17 protein-coding genes are annotated in these 14550 nt (G+C 58.1%); 5 read left to right on the top strand and 12 right to left on the bottom strand.

The annotated features are described in order from the left end of the window. Positions 1-183: 183 nt before the first annotated feature. The 9 genes from RQ479_RS03045 to RQ479_RS03005 form a co-directional block, all read right to left on the bottom strand. Positions 184-1524: a glucoamylase family protein gene (locus tag RQ479_RS03045; protein WP_376704056.1), complete on the bottom strand. Its 1341-nt coding sequence runs from the start codon at positions 1522-1524 to the stop codon at positions 184-186. Positions 1525-1830: 306 nt separating this feature from the next. After that, complete coding sequence (locus RQ479_RS03040) at positions 1831-1959, bottom strand: hypothetical protein (RefSeq protein WP_376704055.1); 129 nt, start codon at positions 1957-1959, stop codon at positions 1831-1833. 379 nt (positions 1960-2338) lie between these two features. After that, complete coding sequence (locus tag RQ479_RS03035; RefSeq protein ID WP_376704054.1) at positions 2339-2635, bottom strand: hypothetical protein; 297 nt, start codon at positions 2633-2635, stop codon at positions 2339-2341. Between the two features lie 76 nt (positions 2636-2711). Further along, the gene (locus tag RQ479_RS03030) at positions 2712-4247 is read right to left on the bottom strand and encodes an FAD-dependent oxidoreductase (protein ID WP_376704053.1); all 1536 of its coding nucleotides are present in this window, start codon (positions 4245-4247) and stop codon (positions 2712-2714) included. A gap of 239 nt (positions 4248-4486) precedes the next feature. Further along, on the bottom strand, positions 4487-5143 hold the full coding sequence (gene fsa, locus RQ479_RS03025) for a fructose-6-phosphate aldolase (protein ID WP_376704052.1): 657 nt from the start codon (positions 5141-5143) through the stop codon (positions 4487-4489). A 133-nt stretch (positions 5144-5276) separates the two neighbouring features. Further along, a complete protein-coding gene (locus RQ479_RS03020) occupies positions 5277-5648 on the bottom strand; it encodes a DUF488 domain-containing protein (RefSeq protein ID WP_376704051.1) in 372 nt (123 codons plus the stop codon). Positions 5649-5936: 288 nt separating this feature from the next. Continuing rightward, the gene (locus tag RQ479_RS03015; RefSeq protein WP_376704050.1) at positions 5937-6299 is read right to left on the bottom strand and encodes a c-type cytochrome; all 363 of its coding nucleotides are present in this window, start codon (positions 6297-6299) and stop codon (positions 5937-5939) included. A gap of 137 nt (positions 6300-6436) precedes the next feature. Continuing rightward, positions 6437-8206: a GMC family oxidoreductase gene (locus RQ479_RS03010; protein WP_376704049.1), complete on the bottom strand. Its 1770-nt coding sequence runs from the start codon at positions 8204-8206 to the stop codon at positions 6437-6439. Positions 8207-8236: 30 nt separating this feature from the next. After that, positions 8237-9079, bottom strand: coding sequence for a gluconate 2-dehydrogenase subunit 3 family protein (locus tag RQ479_RS03005; RefSeq protein ID WP_376704048.1), 843 nt, complete (start codon positions 9077-9079; stop codon positions 8237-8239). Positions 9080-9183: 104 nt separating this feature from the next. Here RQ479_RS03005 and RQ479_RS03000 point away from each other — a divergent pair, with 104 nt between their 5' ends. Further along, positions 9184-10035, top strand: coding sequence for a LysR family transcriptional regulator (locus tag RQ479_RS03000; protein ID WP_352566342.1), 852 nt, complete (start codon positions 9184-9186; stop codon positions 10033-10035). Between the two features lie 17 nt (positions 10036-10052). Here RQ479_RS03000 and RQ479_RS02995 read toward each other — a convergent pair whose 3' ends face one another. The 3 genes from RQ479_RS02995 to RQ479_RS02985 all read right to left on the bottom strand — a co-directional run bounded on the left by RQ479_RS02995 (position 10053) and on the right by RQ479_RS02985 (position 11915). Beyond that, positions 10053-10883, bottom strand: a complete 831-nt coding sequence (locus RQ479_RS02995) for a nitrogen regulation protein NR(II) (RefSeq protein WP_376704047.1) — start codon at positions 10881-10883, stop codon at positions 10053-10055. 97 nt (positions 10884-10980) lie between these two features. Then, positions 10981-11505 (bottom strand): plastocyanin/azurin family copper-binding protein, encoded by a 525-nt coding sequence (locus RQ479_RS02990; protein WP_376704046.1) that lies wholly within the window; start codon positions 11503-11505, stop codon positions 10981-10983. Then, positions 11502-11915 (bottom strand): DUF5602 domain-containing protein, encoded by a 414-nt coding sequence (locus RQ479_RS02985; protein ID WP_352974058.1) that lies wholly within the window; start codon positions 11913-11915, stop codon positions 11502-11504. Before RQ479_RS02985 ends, RQ479_RS02990 begins: the two co-directional genes overlap by 4 nt. Before the next feature lie 430 nt (positions 11916-12345). On the opposite strand from RQ479_RS02985, the gene RQ479_RS02980 reads away from it, so the two are divergent. From RQ479_RS02980 to RQ479_RS02965, 4 genes are read left to right on the top strand one after another with little or no spacing between them, the layout of a single operon-like run. Beyond that, the gene (locus RQ479_RS02980; RefSeq protein ID WP_352711725.1) at positions 12346-12915 is read left to right on the top strand and encodes a PTS sugar transporter subunit IIA; all 570 of its coding nucleotides are present in this window, start codon (positions 12346-12348) and stop codon (positions 12913-12915) included. A 56-nt stretch (positions 12916-12971) separates the two neighbouring features. Continuing rightward, positions 12972-13475: a group III truncated hemoglobin gene (locus tag RQ479_RS02975; protein WP_376704045.1), complete on the top strand. Its 504-nt coding sequence runs from the start codon at positions 12972-12974 to the stop codon at positions 13473-13475. 60 nt (positions 13476-13535) lie between these two features. Beyond that, the gene (locus RQ479_RS02970) at positions 13536-13997 is read left to right on the top strand and encodes an Rrf2 family transcriptional regulator (protein WP_352711699.1); all 462 of its coding nucleotides are present in this window, start codon (positions 13536-13538) and stop codon (positions 13995-13997) included. A gap of 48 nt (positions 13998-14045) precedes the next feature. After that, on the top strand, positions 14046-14189 hold the full coding sequence (locus tag RQ479_RS02965) for a hypothetical protein (protein ID WP_352670032.1): 144 nt from the start codon (positions 14046-14048) through the stop codon (positions 14187-14189). Positions 14190-14550: the final 361 nt, after the last annotated feature.

Raw genomic sequence — 14550 nt, 5'->3', positions numbered from 1 at the left:
CGCTATCTATTCCATCGTTTTCGGTAATACATGATAGCGCTTGGAGCCCGCGCTTAGACTTTCTCGAGACCAAGTCGCTGACATTTCCCGATCCTGAGCAGTAGCTAGGACGCGGCGGGACGCGCTTCGCGAACTGCTCCGACCTGCCAGCAGATCACTCAGGGACAAAACTACCCTTCGGCGCTAGGTGCAACCCAGTGGAACCATACCCGCGGCAGCTCGTGGCCCCTGAGCAGACGTTGATGTGTCGAGGTGCTGGCTGGTGAAGCCCAGCCTCGCCAAGCCCCTGCGCACTTCCGGCGCGCCCATGAACAGCCTCCACAAAAGCCCTGTACGATGGTTCTCGATCATTGCGATGATTGGCCCCTGATTGATCGCCAGATATGTCCGGGAGTACCAGTTGCGAGGTTCGCAAAACGCGTCGACAAAGCCGAAGCGGCCCCATATGCGGTTTCGAGGCTTGGTCAGGAAACCGCACAGTGCGCGCATCGCTTCCCCCGGAGCATAAGGGAAACTCGACAGGGCAGCGGACGGGGTGATTACGCCAAAGTCCCTGTCAGGTGCACTCGCGATGTATCCTCGCGGCCCATGGCTCGCGGTCAGACCCCAGCAGTCAGGGCCGTATCCCAAATGGTTATGGGGATTGCGGACGCAATGCCGATAATTGATCTGCGTATGACGGAGGTTCTGTTGCCAGTAGTCGGCGTATCGGTCGCTTAGGCCTCGTGGATCGAGCCCGCAGAAGGAATATTGCGAAAAGAAGAGCGGACCACCAGAATCCATTCCCAATGGTAGCACGATCCCGTAATGATCGCGCCCGTTTCGAAAGTCGGATCCACCAGCAAAGCCTTCGTGATAGATGCCCGGATCAATGGGGTGGCGAGTTGATCCCGCCGCCAGCACGAAGGTGAGCATGCATTCGTTCCAACCTCTGATCGGGCTGTCCATCGCCCAGCCGTGGTTCGGGCTCCAGTGCCACATCAGTTGCCGGGCTCCGCGTGTGAACCAGTTCCACTCGGCCTGTGACAACAGCGCGTTCACGCTATGGCGAAGGCGTGCCTCCTCGGTTGCCATCCCGGCCAAATACTCGCGGGCGCAGATCAGACCTTGAAACAGGAAAGTGGTTTCGACCAGATCAGCGCCGTCATCCTTGCGACGGAATGGAATTGTCGCACCGGTACGGCCATTGATGAAATGCGGGAACACGCCGTGGTAGCGCGGCGAGCTTTCCAGGAAATCCAGCATTCGCTGCAATCGGCATAATGCCGCCGTGCGATCGATCCATCCGCGTTCAACAGCAACGATGATTGCCATGATGCCGAAGCCAGAGCCGCCAATAGCTGCGAGATCGTTGGCCGGAGCACCGGTGGTCTTCTGACGATCTCGGGCAAGACCACTGACGGGATGCGCGCCCTCCCAGAAGTACCGGGCCGTTTGCCGTTGCACGATATCCAGCAGCGCTTCATCGTCGAGCTCGCGAACGTTTGCAGGGAAGTCGGGTGCTTGGAGCGTGGTCGGACTCATCGAGGCCGGTGTTCCTGAAATGGTCGTACAGTCCGCCGGTCAATATGTCGTACCGGCTTTGCGGCATATTGAAAAGTTTTTAGAGTTTCTCCGCCGGGCCGCTGGCGCCAAGCCCGCTATACCGATGAAAGTGCCAGCGGCGCCTTCTCGTCGAGCATGGCCTTGGCGGTCATCAGATCGTCGCTTCGCTTTTATGAGTCCGCAGCCTAAATATACCAGCACCGACGACAGCCAAGGCATTGCAAACGCGCCAATGACTTACCGATCTTCTCGGGTAATCCGAAAGGCTAGCTGCTTCGTGGGCCACTACATCTCAATCAGAACGTAGGCGACACCAAAGACAATACTCATTGGAACACCAAACAATGCCCACCCCTTCAATGCGGCGCGCACGTCCTCAGGCTCAGCGCCTTTCTGGTTGTCGTAGTCGTCCATAATTAGATCCCAGGTTTGTCGATCGGTACTTGGTACAAAATCAATAGAGGATGAGCAACCCCAACCCCCTGCCCGCTAAACATTCCCGGGTTTCGCGCTCCTATATCTCTCCTCGGAGAAGGGCAACGGCCCATTACATCGCATCTTATAATTGACGCGGTCAGGGCAAAACAACACTTGCGTACGCGCAAGCTAGAGAAGCTCAAGAATTTCTCTCACAAGGTCCGTCTGGTCTGTTGACGATGCCGGAATATCAGCCTGAGACGTCCTTGCCTCCGGCTCGGCTAGACACCGGAGGCCTGCTCTGCATTGTTCGAAACTCATGACGATCATTGTAGCAGGAGTCCGCCGGCCGGTACGATTTCAAGGGTTCCTTCTCCTACTCGAACATGATGCGAGCGGCACCTCTTTTGGCGAGCAACATTCTCCGAGCTTCCTGGATCCGCTGAGCCTGTTGTTTGGTGTATGGACCCATTGGCCGGGTCTTTTCATCGCCGCGACGAACACGGCAATACCAGCGGCCGCTGTCCGAGAAGATTTCAACCAGGGTCGGTGCATCGTTAGCCGCCCGCTTGGCGACCTCGTCGACGAATTTCACGATCTTTGAGTAACGATGGACGGGCGCAACCGTGTCCAAGCCACGGGTGACACCTAGTTCCTGCTGCACTGTGGACATAGTCGAACTCCTTTCAGTAACAACCCCATTCCGCGTCGCCATCCTGACTCTGACTTCCGCTCTTCGGAAGCCGAAGCTAGCTTGCCATTTGGCGCTCCATTTCCAGCTCGGCCTCCAGACTTTCAACGTCGCGGAAGATGGAGGCGACAGCCAGCGTGCGCCCTTCTCGTTTGAAGCGAAGCAGGCAATCTTTGGCAGCGATGTCGCCGTCCACCGCGATCTCGTCCCACCGCTCGGCGTGACCGACATAGTTGATGGGAACATCGTAATGCTGGCTCCAGAAGAACGGCACGGCCTCGAATTTCTCACGATGGCCGAGCATGTTGAGCGCCGCAGCTTGCCCCTGCCTCTCTGCAACCACCCAGTGCTCGACCCGAATGTTCTCGCCGCTGTGAGGATCTGGCCACCGCGCAATGTCGCCGGCAGCGAATATGTCTGGTGCGCTCGTCTCCAGAAAGGCGTTCACGAGAACCCCGCGGTCAAGGATGAGCCCGGCCTTTTCCGCGATGCCGATCCGCGGTCGCACACCTATGCCGGCGACAACGAAGTCGGCAGCTAACGTGCCACCGCTGTTGAGCTTCACCTTATTGCCGTCGATGCTGCTCGCCGTGTCCTGAAGGTGGAAAACAACGCCATTCTCCTCATGGATGGTGCGGATGAAGTCGCCCATTTGCGGACCCAGGACCCGCTCCATGGGCCGCTCATCCGGCGCCACGACATGAACTTCGATTTTGCGCGAGCGCAGGGCCGCAGCTACTTCCAGCCCAATGAAACTGGCACCAACCACAACAGCGATATGCGCCGTGGTGGCTCGCCCAATGATCGCCTTGCAATCTGCGAACGAGCGCAGTGCGTGGACATGCGGCTGGTCTGCGCCGGGTATGGTCAAGCGAACCGGTTCGGCCCCGGTCGCAAGAAGCAGCTTGTCATAAGGAGTCGAGGTCCCGTCCGCGAGCACAACCTCGCGAGAACGCACGTCGATCCGAGCGACATTCGCATTAAGACGCAGGTCGATATTATTCTTTGCGTAGAAGTTTTCGCCACGCAACGGAATCCAGTCCTCCGGTGCCTTGCCGGCGAGGTAGTCCTTGGAAAGGTTGGGGCGATCAACCGGCGGTGCTTCATCATTGCTGAGCATGACGATACTGCCTTGATAGTGTTCGCGCCGCAATTTTTCGGCCGCCGCGAACCCGGCTGCGCCGCCGCCGACGATGACGATCTTCTCCGGAACGGGGCCGGAGCCTCCATCGCGCGGCTTGGGAGCGGTCCGTTTGCGCTTCTCGCCCACGAATATCCGATCATCGCGTTGTTCCACCGACCAGCACGCGAGTGGACTGAAGGCGGGCGTTCGCAAGGCTTCGCCTGTATGCAAATCAAAGCACGCGTGATGCCACGGACACCGGACCGTGTCTTCCACCACAAGACCGTTGACGAGCGGCCCGCCGTAATGTGTGCAAGTCGCCCCGACGGCGAAGATCTCGGCCCCGCGGCGCACCAGCAGCACCTGCTCATTGCCGCAATGGCCGACCAGCTTTCCACCGTCGGGAAGATCGGCGAACGCGATGCCCTGGACCAGGTCTGGCCCGATCACTTCGGTAGGGTCCACAGCCATTTTCTTCTCCTTGGCGATTTCGACAAAATCGCATCCAGGGGAGCGGCGACAGGCTCATCAGCCTCTGAGCGCACAAAGCCAGCGCGTCTTCGAATTCTCGATTTCGCTTTCGCCCGACAAGAGCGAAACTGGCGCTCCACGGCTCAATTTCCCGCCATTTCCGACATCATGCAAACGAATTTAATCTGCAATTGAGTGCAAGTTTTATGATAGCTCCCTGCATGCCCTCGCCCGGGCGATTACAGGATCGTTTGCCCTGTCTTCCCCCAGTCGGCAAGAAAGGACTCGAGGCCCTTGTCGGTGAGCGGGTGTTTGGCGAGGCTTCTGAGTACTGCGGGCGGTACGGTTGCGATATCGGCGCCCGCCATTGCCGCCAGTTTGACATGCAGAGGCGTGCGAATAGAGGACGCCAGGATTTCCGTCGTGAACGCTTGATCGTTGTCATAGATCGTGCGGATTTCTCGGATCACCTCCATGCCGTCCAGACCGAGATCATCAAGTCTGCCGACGAACGGCGAAATGAAGGTCGCACCTGCCTTTGCCGCGAGCAGTGCCTGGTTGGCCGAAAAGCAAAGGGTGACATTGACCTTGTGTCCGAGCTGACTGAGCGCCCGGCAAGCCCTGAATCCATCCCAGGTGGATGGCACCTTGACAGCAACATTGGTCGCAATGTCGGCTAAGCGCTGTCCCTCGGCGACCATACCGTCAAAGTCGATGGCCGTGACTTCCGCTGAAACCGGGCCCTCGATCGTCTGGCCAATCTCCTTGATCACATCTCCGATCGGTCGGCCGGTCTTTGCGATAAGGGACGGGTTTGTGGTTACCCCGTCGAGAATCCCAGCGGCAGCAAGCTCTCGAATTTCAGATATATCGGCGGTATCGACAAAGAATTTCATTGTCTTTCTCCTCAACTGAACCCCCCATCGATGATTGGTGAATTTTCCTGGTTTGGTTCCGGGAGACGGGTTTGTTGTCGCTGTCGAGACCGCACGCCTACCTCTTTGGCAACGGAGGAGCGATGCGGCGTCTTCATCGCTGTCTCAGCAAAATCTCTCTGAGGACGACGGCATCGTTGTGAGTCTCGTCATGAGCCGAGTAGACGAGTGTGATGGTGCCCTCCCGTATCAGCTCGCGCAGCCGGTCTAGCTCACCGCGATGCTCCTGGATTTCCGCCGCATACCGCCGGCGGAATTCCTCCCAGCGGGCTGGATCGTGTCCGAACCATTTCCGAAGCTCGGTGCTTGGCGCGAGGTCCTTCACCCAATTGTCGATGGCCGCTTCGGTCTTCTTGACCCCACGCGGCCAAAGCCGGTCAACCAACACGCGCCTGCCATCGTCGGCGGCAGGGCTCTCATATGCCCGTTTCAATTTTACTCTCTCGTTGAAGATTTCTTCGCTCATTGAGATCCTGTCCCGTCCATGTCTGTGTCATTGACGGCATCGAGAAGGCTGGCGAATTTGCTCCTCAGGATTTCTTCGTCGACCGCATCCGACACGAATACGAAGATGTCGCCGCGATATCGCTCGATCCAGTGATGGCCAGCGCCGCGGCTACGCAGGTAGCTGCCGATCTGTTGGATCGTGGAATCCCCCAGACCCTTGTGCAGGAGAAATTTCTCAAGGTTGCACTTTGCCCAGGGACAGGTTCCCGTCTGGTCAGGGGCCGACCTTCTGGCCCCGAGCGTTGAACTATTTCAGATAGGCGATGACGTCGGCGATCTCCTGGTCCTTGCTGAGACCAGCAAACGCCATCTTTGTGCCGGGCACCAGTTTGCGCGGCGCCCTCAGATAGGTCGTTAGCGTCGGTTCATCCCAGGTCAGACCCGAATTCTTGTTCGCCGAGGAATAGCTGTAATCGGGATACTCACCGGCCGCTCGGCCGACGACGCCATTCAAGACCGGGCCCACTCCGTTCTTTGCCTCAAGGCCGACCTTGTGGCAGGCCATGCATCTCTTGAAGGCGACGGCGCCGGCTTCGGCATTGCCGGAAGATGTGTCCTGCGCATGGGCCGAACCGACTGCAGTGAGAATCGCGGTCGCCAATCCAGGCATGGTCCATTTCATGTTTGCTGCTTTCAACGAGCACGGGTTGGTTCTGGCCGAACTGGCCGGGGCAGTATGGTACGAAACATCTCTGGAGTCCCGGATCCGGATCCAAACCGCCGGATCCGCATCCGATTGATGTCGCCTCAGGAGGGAACAAGTGGGCCGGGACTCTTCAGATACTGGTTCTTGATCGCATCCACCGCCCAGTAAGCAAGAGCGCCTACGGGTCCGGTCGGGTTCTTCCCCGCGTTCTGGGGAAACACGCAAGCGCCGGTGACGAACACGTTCGGGACATCCCAGACCTGAAGGTATTTGTTCAGAACACTGGTGCTCGGGTCGGCTCCGAAGACTGCCCCGCCCGTGTTGTGTGTGCTCTGGTAAGGCATGATCGAATAAGGCACCGGGGGAATGCTCCGATCGACCTTGGTCGCACCCATCTCCTTGGCGATCGTCACGCAGATGTCGGCCTGAGCGTTCATCTGCTTTACCTCGTTGTCCTGGAAATCGAACGTCATCCTCATCAGCGGACGTCCGAAAACGTCGGTGTAGGTCGGATCGAGGCTCAAATAGTTCTGCCGGTACGCCATTACCGCGCCTTGGTTGCCAATGCTGGCCGCGTGGTCATAATTGTCGACCACTGCCTCCTTCCAGTCGGAGCCCCAGCGCGGCGTGCCCCGCGGCGTGGGATGCGACTGGATCGGCCTGGCGCCCGAGTTGCTGCAGCTGATGCCGCCGCCACCGATGTAGCCGGCCTTCTCGAAATCGTAGTTGTCGCCGTTGAAATCATCCATGCAGGTGCCGAGCGCGCCGGCCCCCATGAAGCGATTCAGGATGGTTTTTTTGTCGAAGAAGGCGGTAGCGCCGCCACCGCACTGATAGGCATAGTTGCGGCCGACCACGCCCTTGCCCGTTGCCGGATCATAAGGCACGCCAATGCCCGATTGCAGCAGCAGGTTGACGTTGCCGAGCGCATAGGCCGACAGGATGATGAGGTCGGCAGGCTGTTCGAACTCCCGCCCTCGTGCGTCGAGATAGGTGACGCTGACTGCCTTCTTGCGGGTCGAGTCGAGATTGACCTTCAGCACGATCGAGTTGGTGCGCAACTCGAAATTGGGGTTCTCCAGCGCCAGCGGAATGACGGTGAAATGCGGGCTCGCCTTGGCATTCGCCTCGCAGCCGAAGCGCTCGCAGAAGCCACAATAGTGACACTGGCCGAAGGCCACGCCATCGGGATTGACATAGTCCCGCGACGCGTTTGAGGAAGGATTGGGGAAAGGGTGATAGCCAAGATTGCGGGCCGCTTTCTCGAACATCAGCATGCTTTGCGCCGCAATCATCGGCGGATTGGGGTACTCGTCCTTTCGCGATCCCTCGAAGATGTTGCCGCCGTCGATCTTCCGACCGTTGATGTTGCCGGCCTTGCCGGAGGTGCCGCAGGTCTTTTCGAACTTGTCGTAATAGGGCTCGAGATCGTCATAGGTGATCGGCCAGTCCTGCAGCTGCATGTCTGAAGGGATGATCTTTTCGCCGTATTTGTCGATCGTGCGGGTACGCGCCTGATGATCCCATTCGAGCCAGCGCCAGGTGACGCCGTTCCAGTGCACGCCGGCGCCGCCAACGCCCTGGCCGGGCAGGAACGAGCCGAGCTGGCGCATCGGCAGCGCCGTTTGCGATTCACTGTTGCGGAAGGTGATGGTTTCCCGCCGCACGTTCTGCATGAGGTCGTGTCGGGCGGCGTAGCGCAATTCGTCATGGATCTGCGGGTCGATGAAGTCCGGATTGGTGTCACGCGGACCTCCCCTTTCTAGAGCGACGATTTTCAGCTTGGTCGATGCAAGCTCCTTGGCAATGATTCCGCCCGTCCAGCCAAGGCCGACAATCAGGACATCGACCTCGTTGAGTTTGGTGGCCATGCTACAGTCTCCTTCGTCTTCTTTCGTCGATTAAACGAGATCCTGAATTCCCTTCGGGTCAGCCGCATAGGCCTTGTTCCGAAATGGTTCTATCTTGTCCATGTACATGGCGTCGGCGCCTGGGAAACCGATCATCTTCCAGGCCGCCCTGTCCTTGTTTCCGCCATACATCGGGTCAGCGAAATAACCCTCGATCGTGAGCTGGAGCAGAAGCCCGAAGAAGGTTTCGGTTGGCACTGTTGGAAGCTCGACCTTCTTGCCCTCGAGGTCGCTCATCACCGCGACACGATCTTTTGCCGAAAGGCTCTCGAAAGCGCTCTTGTGGTTTTTCTGCACGTAGGCACTGACGTCGGCGATGCCGGCCCGGATCAGTTCCGATGGCGTCATCGGCAATTGATAACCCTGCTCGGGCGTACCCTCGCCAAATGGCCCTTCCAGATACAGCCGGTCGCCCTTTCCGTACCCGCCGGCCATTTGTCTATCGATGTAGATCGCAACGCCGAGTTCCTTGGCGCCGGGGCCTTTTGAATCGCTCGGAATCAGTGTGTCCACCGCGGCCTCGATGAAGGCGGACTCATCGACATTGAAGAATTCATAAGCGGAGCCGCCTGCATCGGATTTCGAGGCGTCGCTTGTGTGATGATGCGGCTTGCCGGTCGCCGCGGCCATCATTTCGGTCGCCGATGCGGACCCACCCAGCGGCAGGGTACTCGCCGCCGCTCCTGCCGCACCGAAGAGCTTCAGAAAGTCGCGACGCCCCACGTCGTCTTGGTTCTTGTCTTTCGTCGACATGATTTCTCCTGTGACGCTGCTGGCAAGGATGAGTGAGGTTGGAGAGAGCTTGCGCCCGCTCCAACCGGCGCTGCGCAGCATCCAGCGCTAGCCTTGGTGGAATTCTTCGAGCGTAGTGCTCACACTAACTATGTGGCAAGCGAAATTGATTGACATTTAAACGCAAATTTTATGCTATGTCCGTCATGGACATCGAGCTCGCCCGCACCTTTATCGAGATCGTATCGACCGGCAGTTTCATTCGGGCCTCGGAGCGCTTGAATGTTGCGCAGACGACGGTAAGCGCACGAATCCGCAACCTCGAGCAGCAACTGGGGCGGGCCCTTTTTGTCCGCCACAAAGGCGGAGCTTCGCTGACCCCGGCCGGCGAGCAATTTCTGCGCCACGCCCCGATGTTCGTCCAACTTTGGCAACGTACACTTCACCAGGTTGCCGTGCCGCCGGGACGCCGGGCTGTTCTGACCGTCGGCAGTGAAGTCAGCCTTGCGCAACCTCTGCTGCTTGATTGGGTCCGATGGATGCGCGGCTCGCTTCAGGATATTGCGCTTAGAGTGCACGTCGATGTGCCGCAGGATTTGATCAATCAGGTCGCGTCGGGAATGGTCGACTTAGCCATCATGTACGCGCCCCCGCACAGACCGGGTTTGAAGATCGATCTGCTTCTGGAAGAAAAACTTGTTCTCGTGACTACCAATTCCGAAGCACGCCTCCTGGACGAATCCGACTATGTTTACATGGATTGGGGGCCGGATTTTGGGCTTCACCACGGGATGAATTTCCCAAGCGCTGCGCCGGATCTTTCTTTCGATCTCGGTCCGCTCGCACTGAACTATGTTCTAGCGACCGGCGGCTCCGGATATTTCAGGATGAGTTCTGTGCAGCCTCACATAGAAGCCGGCCGGCTGCATCTTGTGCCTGAGATGCCGCAGTTCTCCTATCCGGTCTATGCGGTGCAATCCGCAAGTGCGGACGAGAGCGTAGTTGGTCCAGCGCTGACGGGATTGCATTCCGTCGCAAGCGGCGACATAAAATTATGAGAGTTCTAGTTGGGCGTCTAAATGTCCGACGGGACTGACGGGAACAGAAGGTCGACCGTTGTTCCAATCCCTCGTTCGCTCTTTATCCGGATCCGACCACCAACCATCTGGGTCAGTGCCTGCACTTGTGGCATCCCTATCCCGGTACCCTTCTCACCCTTCGTCGTGAAGAATGGATCAAACACCTTCCGCAAGACTTCAGGAGCCATGCCGCAACCGTGGTCTTTGACGCGAACGCATGCGTAGGTTCCAGGGCCGGGCGGGTCAGGTGTCGCGGTTGTCTGCACCAATCGTTCGGTGATGACGCGGATCTCCCCGCCACTTGGCATCGCATCTCGTGCGTTCATGACGAGATTAAGCACTGTGCTGTCGAAAAGTGCGTGATCGATCAAACAGTCTGGGACACCGGAACCAAGCTCCAGCCTGACGCGGACATCGGCTCCCGCGCCATACCTCAGGAAAGGCTCGAAAGACGTCAGGAACTCATTCAAATTGCCAGCGTGGATATCGAGTTCCTGGTGCTTCGCGAAGGTCAATAGCTGTGACGTTAGCTCGATCCCTCGATCGATTCCTTCCCGCGCTGCCGCAATGTAGGCACGAACCCTTTCGGGCTCGTCGGCTCTTCGCTCAGCGAGCCCGAGCCCGGATTCTATTACTGCCAGGAGGTTTCTGAAGTCGTGGGCAATACCGCCCGTCATCTCGCCCAAGGCGGCAAGCCGGTGCGTTGCACGCTCGCGTTGCTCGGCAGCAGTTCGGGCATCGAGAGGTGCGTCCGGCACTTGGGTGCGCGCGTCGCGTCCGGCCTGAGATGATGGTTGAGTTTCACACGCAAACACGCAGCCTGACATGAAAGTCCCCTCGCTCCGGATACCCAAGGAACTCTCGCTCCGTTTGGTATCTTCGGTCGCTTCTGTTGCGGAGGGCCGCGCCTTTCATGCGCATGATCTAAGCGCGCCGGACGACCCTTTTCGTCATGATGTCTTCGACAGTCGGGAATGCCTTTAGGGCCTCCTCCGGTAGGTCGCCATTTGCTCCGACCATTTCCGCCCAGCCATGTGCCTCTGGTTCGCCAACGATAACACGGCCGACCATTCCAGCATGCTCATGCGGGATGCAGTAATAGTCGTAGACCCCCCGCTCGGTGAAGGTAACCGAAAAGCTTTCCTTGGGCAGGAGGTAGTCGGAATCCCAAGATTTTGCCGTCTTGGGCATGCGAAGCGGTCGCCCGAAGTTTGCCGGATTGTACGCCGTCGTCGTGTGCGAATTGCCAGGATTGAGGTTGGTCCATCGAACCGTCTGCCCTGGCTTGATCAGAATGCCGATCGGGTCGAACCAGACTTGCGAACCGTCGTCGCGCCCCTGCATCCGGATTTGGACCGCCTCGCCGGCCCATGCTGCCACAGAAGAGAGCGAGAGGGCGGCGGCAAGGCCGCCGCCCGCACTTAGTATCTCACGACGCGTGAGTGTCATTTGGCGACCTGGGCCTCGTCAGCTGCCGAGACATGCCACAGCACGACGTGGACATGCGGCTCTTCGACTCCCGGATGGCCGGCATTGTAGTAGACATCGACATGGTCGACATTGCCGCCCGGTGAAGCGAGATCGTCAAAACGCTTGTCTGGATTGAGGTCCTTGGTCGGCAGCATATAAATCGTGCTGACAAGCTTGCCGTCGTGGTCATAGGCAAGGAATGGTCCGGCCGGCAATGTCGTCGGATCGATGAAGAGTTGGCCCATGCCCGGCAGGAAGTCGGGCAGCTTCACAAGCTTGCTGACCTGCTGGTAAGGCGCGGCTGGCGGAGATTTGGTAACCTCACCCGCCGCCATGGCGCAAAGCGAACTCCCCGTCGTCAGGGCAACTGCGAGGACGAGTTTCTTCATCACGGATCTCCTTGTTGAAATAAAGCCGCGCTGGCCGAAGATCTGGAAAGCTGTTTTGAAAAAGCGATTTCCATTTTCGACACGACCTGTTCGCGCCCGCCCAGCAAGCAGCAGACTGTTTCGCTCGTCAAACGAAATTAACTGGCATTTCAATGCATTATTTCTGCTGCTCGGGTGCGCACTGTTTGCTTGATTTCGAAAAAAACCTTCACTACCTCTGAATTGCTATGAATATTTTCAGCCTCGATTTCCGGCGGGAGCCGAAGCGCTTAAAAACGGGCCTTTAGCCCGGACGCGAGAAGGCCCTGGCTTCGCGTCCGGGGGTAGCCAGGATTTCCACTTATCCCGCGGTGCATTCTGCCTGCCTAAGCAGTGCGGCTGCACTCCCATTTTGCGATTCCGGTTGGGATCGACATTGAGGTTGACCCCGATGATCTGCCCCATCCTGTCAGAAGAAGACATTTCGCTTGATCTTGTGACAAAGGGAAAGCAATCAGCCCTGTCAAAAATTGCGATCAGGATTGCGCGAAGGACCGGGCTGGACGAGCAGATGGTTCTTCGTGGCCTTTTCGACCGCGAGTATCGCGGCTCCACGGGCATAGGTCGTGGGGTCGCGATCCCTCACGCTCTACTTGGCACAATCTCTTCGCCTGCCGCGTCTTTGACACGTCTGGCCAAGCCCATCGATTTCGACGGCCCCGACGACGATCCTGTTGATCTCATTTACACGGTACTCTGGCCGCGCTCTGCCACTTCCGCCTTCCTCCCTGCCCTTTCGCAAATTTGTCGTCTCCTCCAGGCATCTCAGGTTCGGGAGCGACTCCGATCGGCACGCTCATCCGATGAGGCGTTGGCCTTTCTCGAAAATGGGTCACATCGGAGAATTTCCGCCAATTTGCCTACTGCCCGGGTCGGGCCTAGCGTGATGATGTCCACGCAGTTCAGCAATGCCCAGGTCGGACAGGCCTACCTTTGGTCCGAACCCTCCGTCGGAGAATAACATAGATTGACAATCTATCTTTTATAGAGGATGCCTCAAGGAGCGAACCCAACGGCTTGAACCGGCTTGCATGGGAGAAAAAGCAGGAGCTGCAGATGAGCGAGGATGGTCGAAGCACGAGAACGATCGTAGTCGATGGCGTTCCGCTGCCGGACCTGCTCGACGAGACAATGATCCGCGGCGTGGTGCATGGTTTTTATGATGAAATTCATCGCGATGACCTTCTCGGCCCCATTTTCCACGATCAGATCGAGCCGGACCGATGGCCACAGCATCTTGCGAAGATGTGCGACTTCTGGTCTGCGACGTTACTTCGAACGTCCCGATATGAACGCCGGCCACTGCCACCACATCTGGCCATAGCCGGCCTCGGCTCGGCGCATTTCCGTCGCTGGCTACAGTTGTTTCGCACAACGGTGCGCCGCATCTGCCCGCCCGAGGTGGCAGCGCTTTTTATGGAGCGCGCTCTGCGCATCGCTCACAGTTTCCGTCTCGCGATCGCCTTCAATCGCGGCGAGACCACGATCGGCATCGAACCCATCGTTGAGAAGGACCTGTGATGCAGGATTGGTTTGTGGGGGTTTCCACAAACGCGCAGCGATCGACGGAAGGAAACATCCATGCGGCTTACAGCTTTCTCGGACTATGCATTGCGGCTGCTGATGTACACGGCCTCTGCCGGTGGCCGGGTCATAACGATCGAGGAAGCTGCGCGTAGCTTTACCGTGTCGAAGACGCATCTCAACAAGGTCGCCAACACGCTGACCCGCAGCGGCTATCTGAAGGCGATCCGTGGCCGTTCCGGTGGTCTCGTTCTGGGGCGCCGGCCCGAGTTGATCCGGATCGGCGATGTCGTGCGATTGACCGAGCCGGATTTCGCACTGGTTGAGTGTTTCTCCACTGCAAACCAGTGCATATTGACCGGCTCTTGCAAGCTTTCAAGCATGTTTGGCGAAGCGATAGCATCCTTTCAGAACACTCTTGACCGCTATACGCTGGCCGACATCACACTGATGCCGGAAGACTTCATTGGCGGTCCAATACTATCGGTGCGCACCGGGGTGGCACGCAACGGGGCGTAGTATTACGTGGTTTCTAGGCTTGCTGCTTTACTCGGATGGAGATGAGTCATGGCCGAATCAAAGAAGAACGACAAGCCGCTAACGAAGGAGATTGATTCTGGTATCGATCCCGACAACAGTCTAATGCCAATGCTTATCGGTGGGCTTGTCCTGATAGTCCTCGGCGCGATCATCGTTATGATGTTTGTCTAGTTTCGCAACGACGGCGTGTGGTGCTGTCGAAAACGTTTATGCCTGCAGGCTAAGCGCCCACATGCGAGTTTTGTTGAACGATCAAGTGCGACACTCTCGTGATAGTTCTCGCCAGCGGTAGAGCAGTAAGGAATCCCTGGCGCTATCGAATGTTCCTCATCCCTGCCAACTTGAGCTTCTCGACGCACCGCGAGCAACGAAACGCGGCCGCCCTGTCGGTCGAAACCCATGAGCAGCAGCAGGGCCGTATGGGCTTGCTCCATTTAGCCCCCCGAAATGCCAAGCTTGAAAGGTAGAGAAATTTCGGCTTCTGTCGCTCCTTATGGGCTACAATGAAGCGTTCTTTACTTGCGATGCTGAT

This window comes from Mesorhizobium sp. ISC25 (assembly GCF_042295465.1).
Classification (GTDB): domain Bacteria; phylum Pseudomonadota; class Alphaproteobacteria; order Rhizobiales; family Rhizobiaceae; genus Mesorhizobium.
The sequence above is the reverse complement of the archived record's forward strand: the minus strand, read 5'-3'. Positions and strand labels throughout refer to the sequence as shown.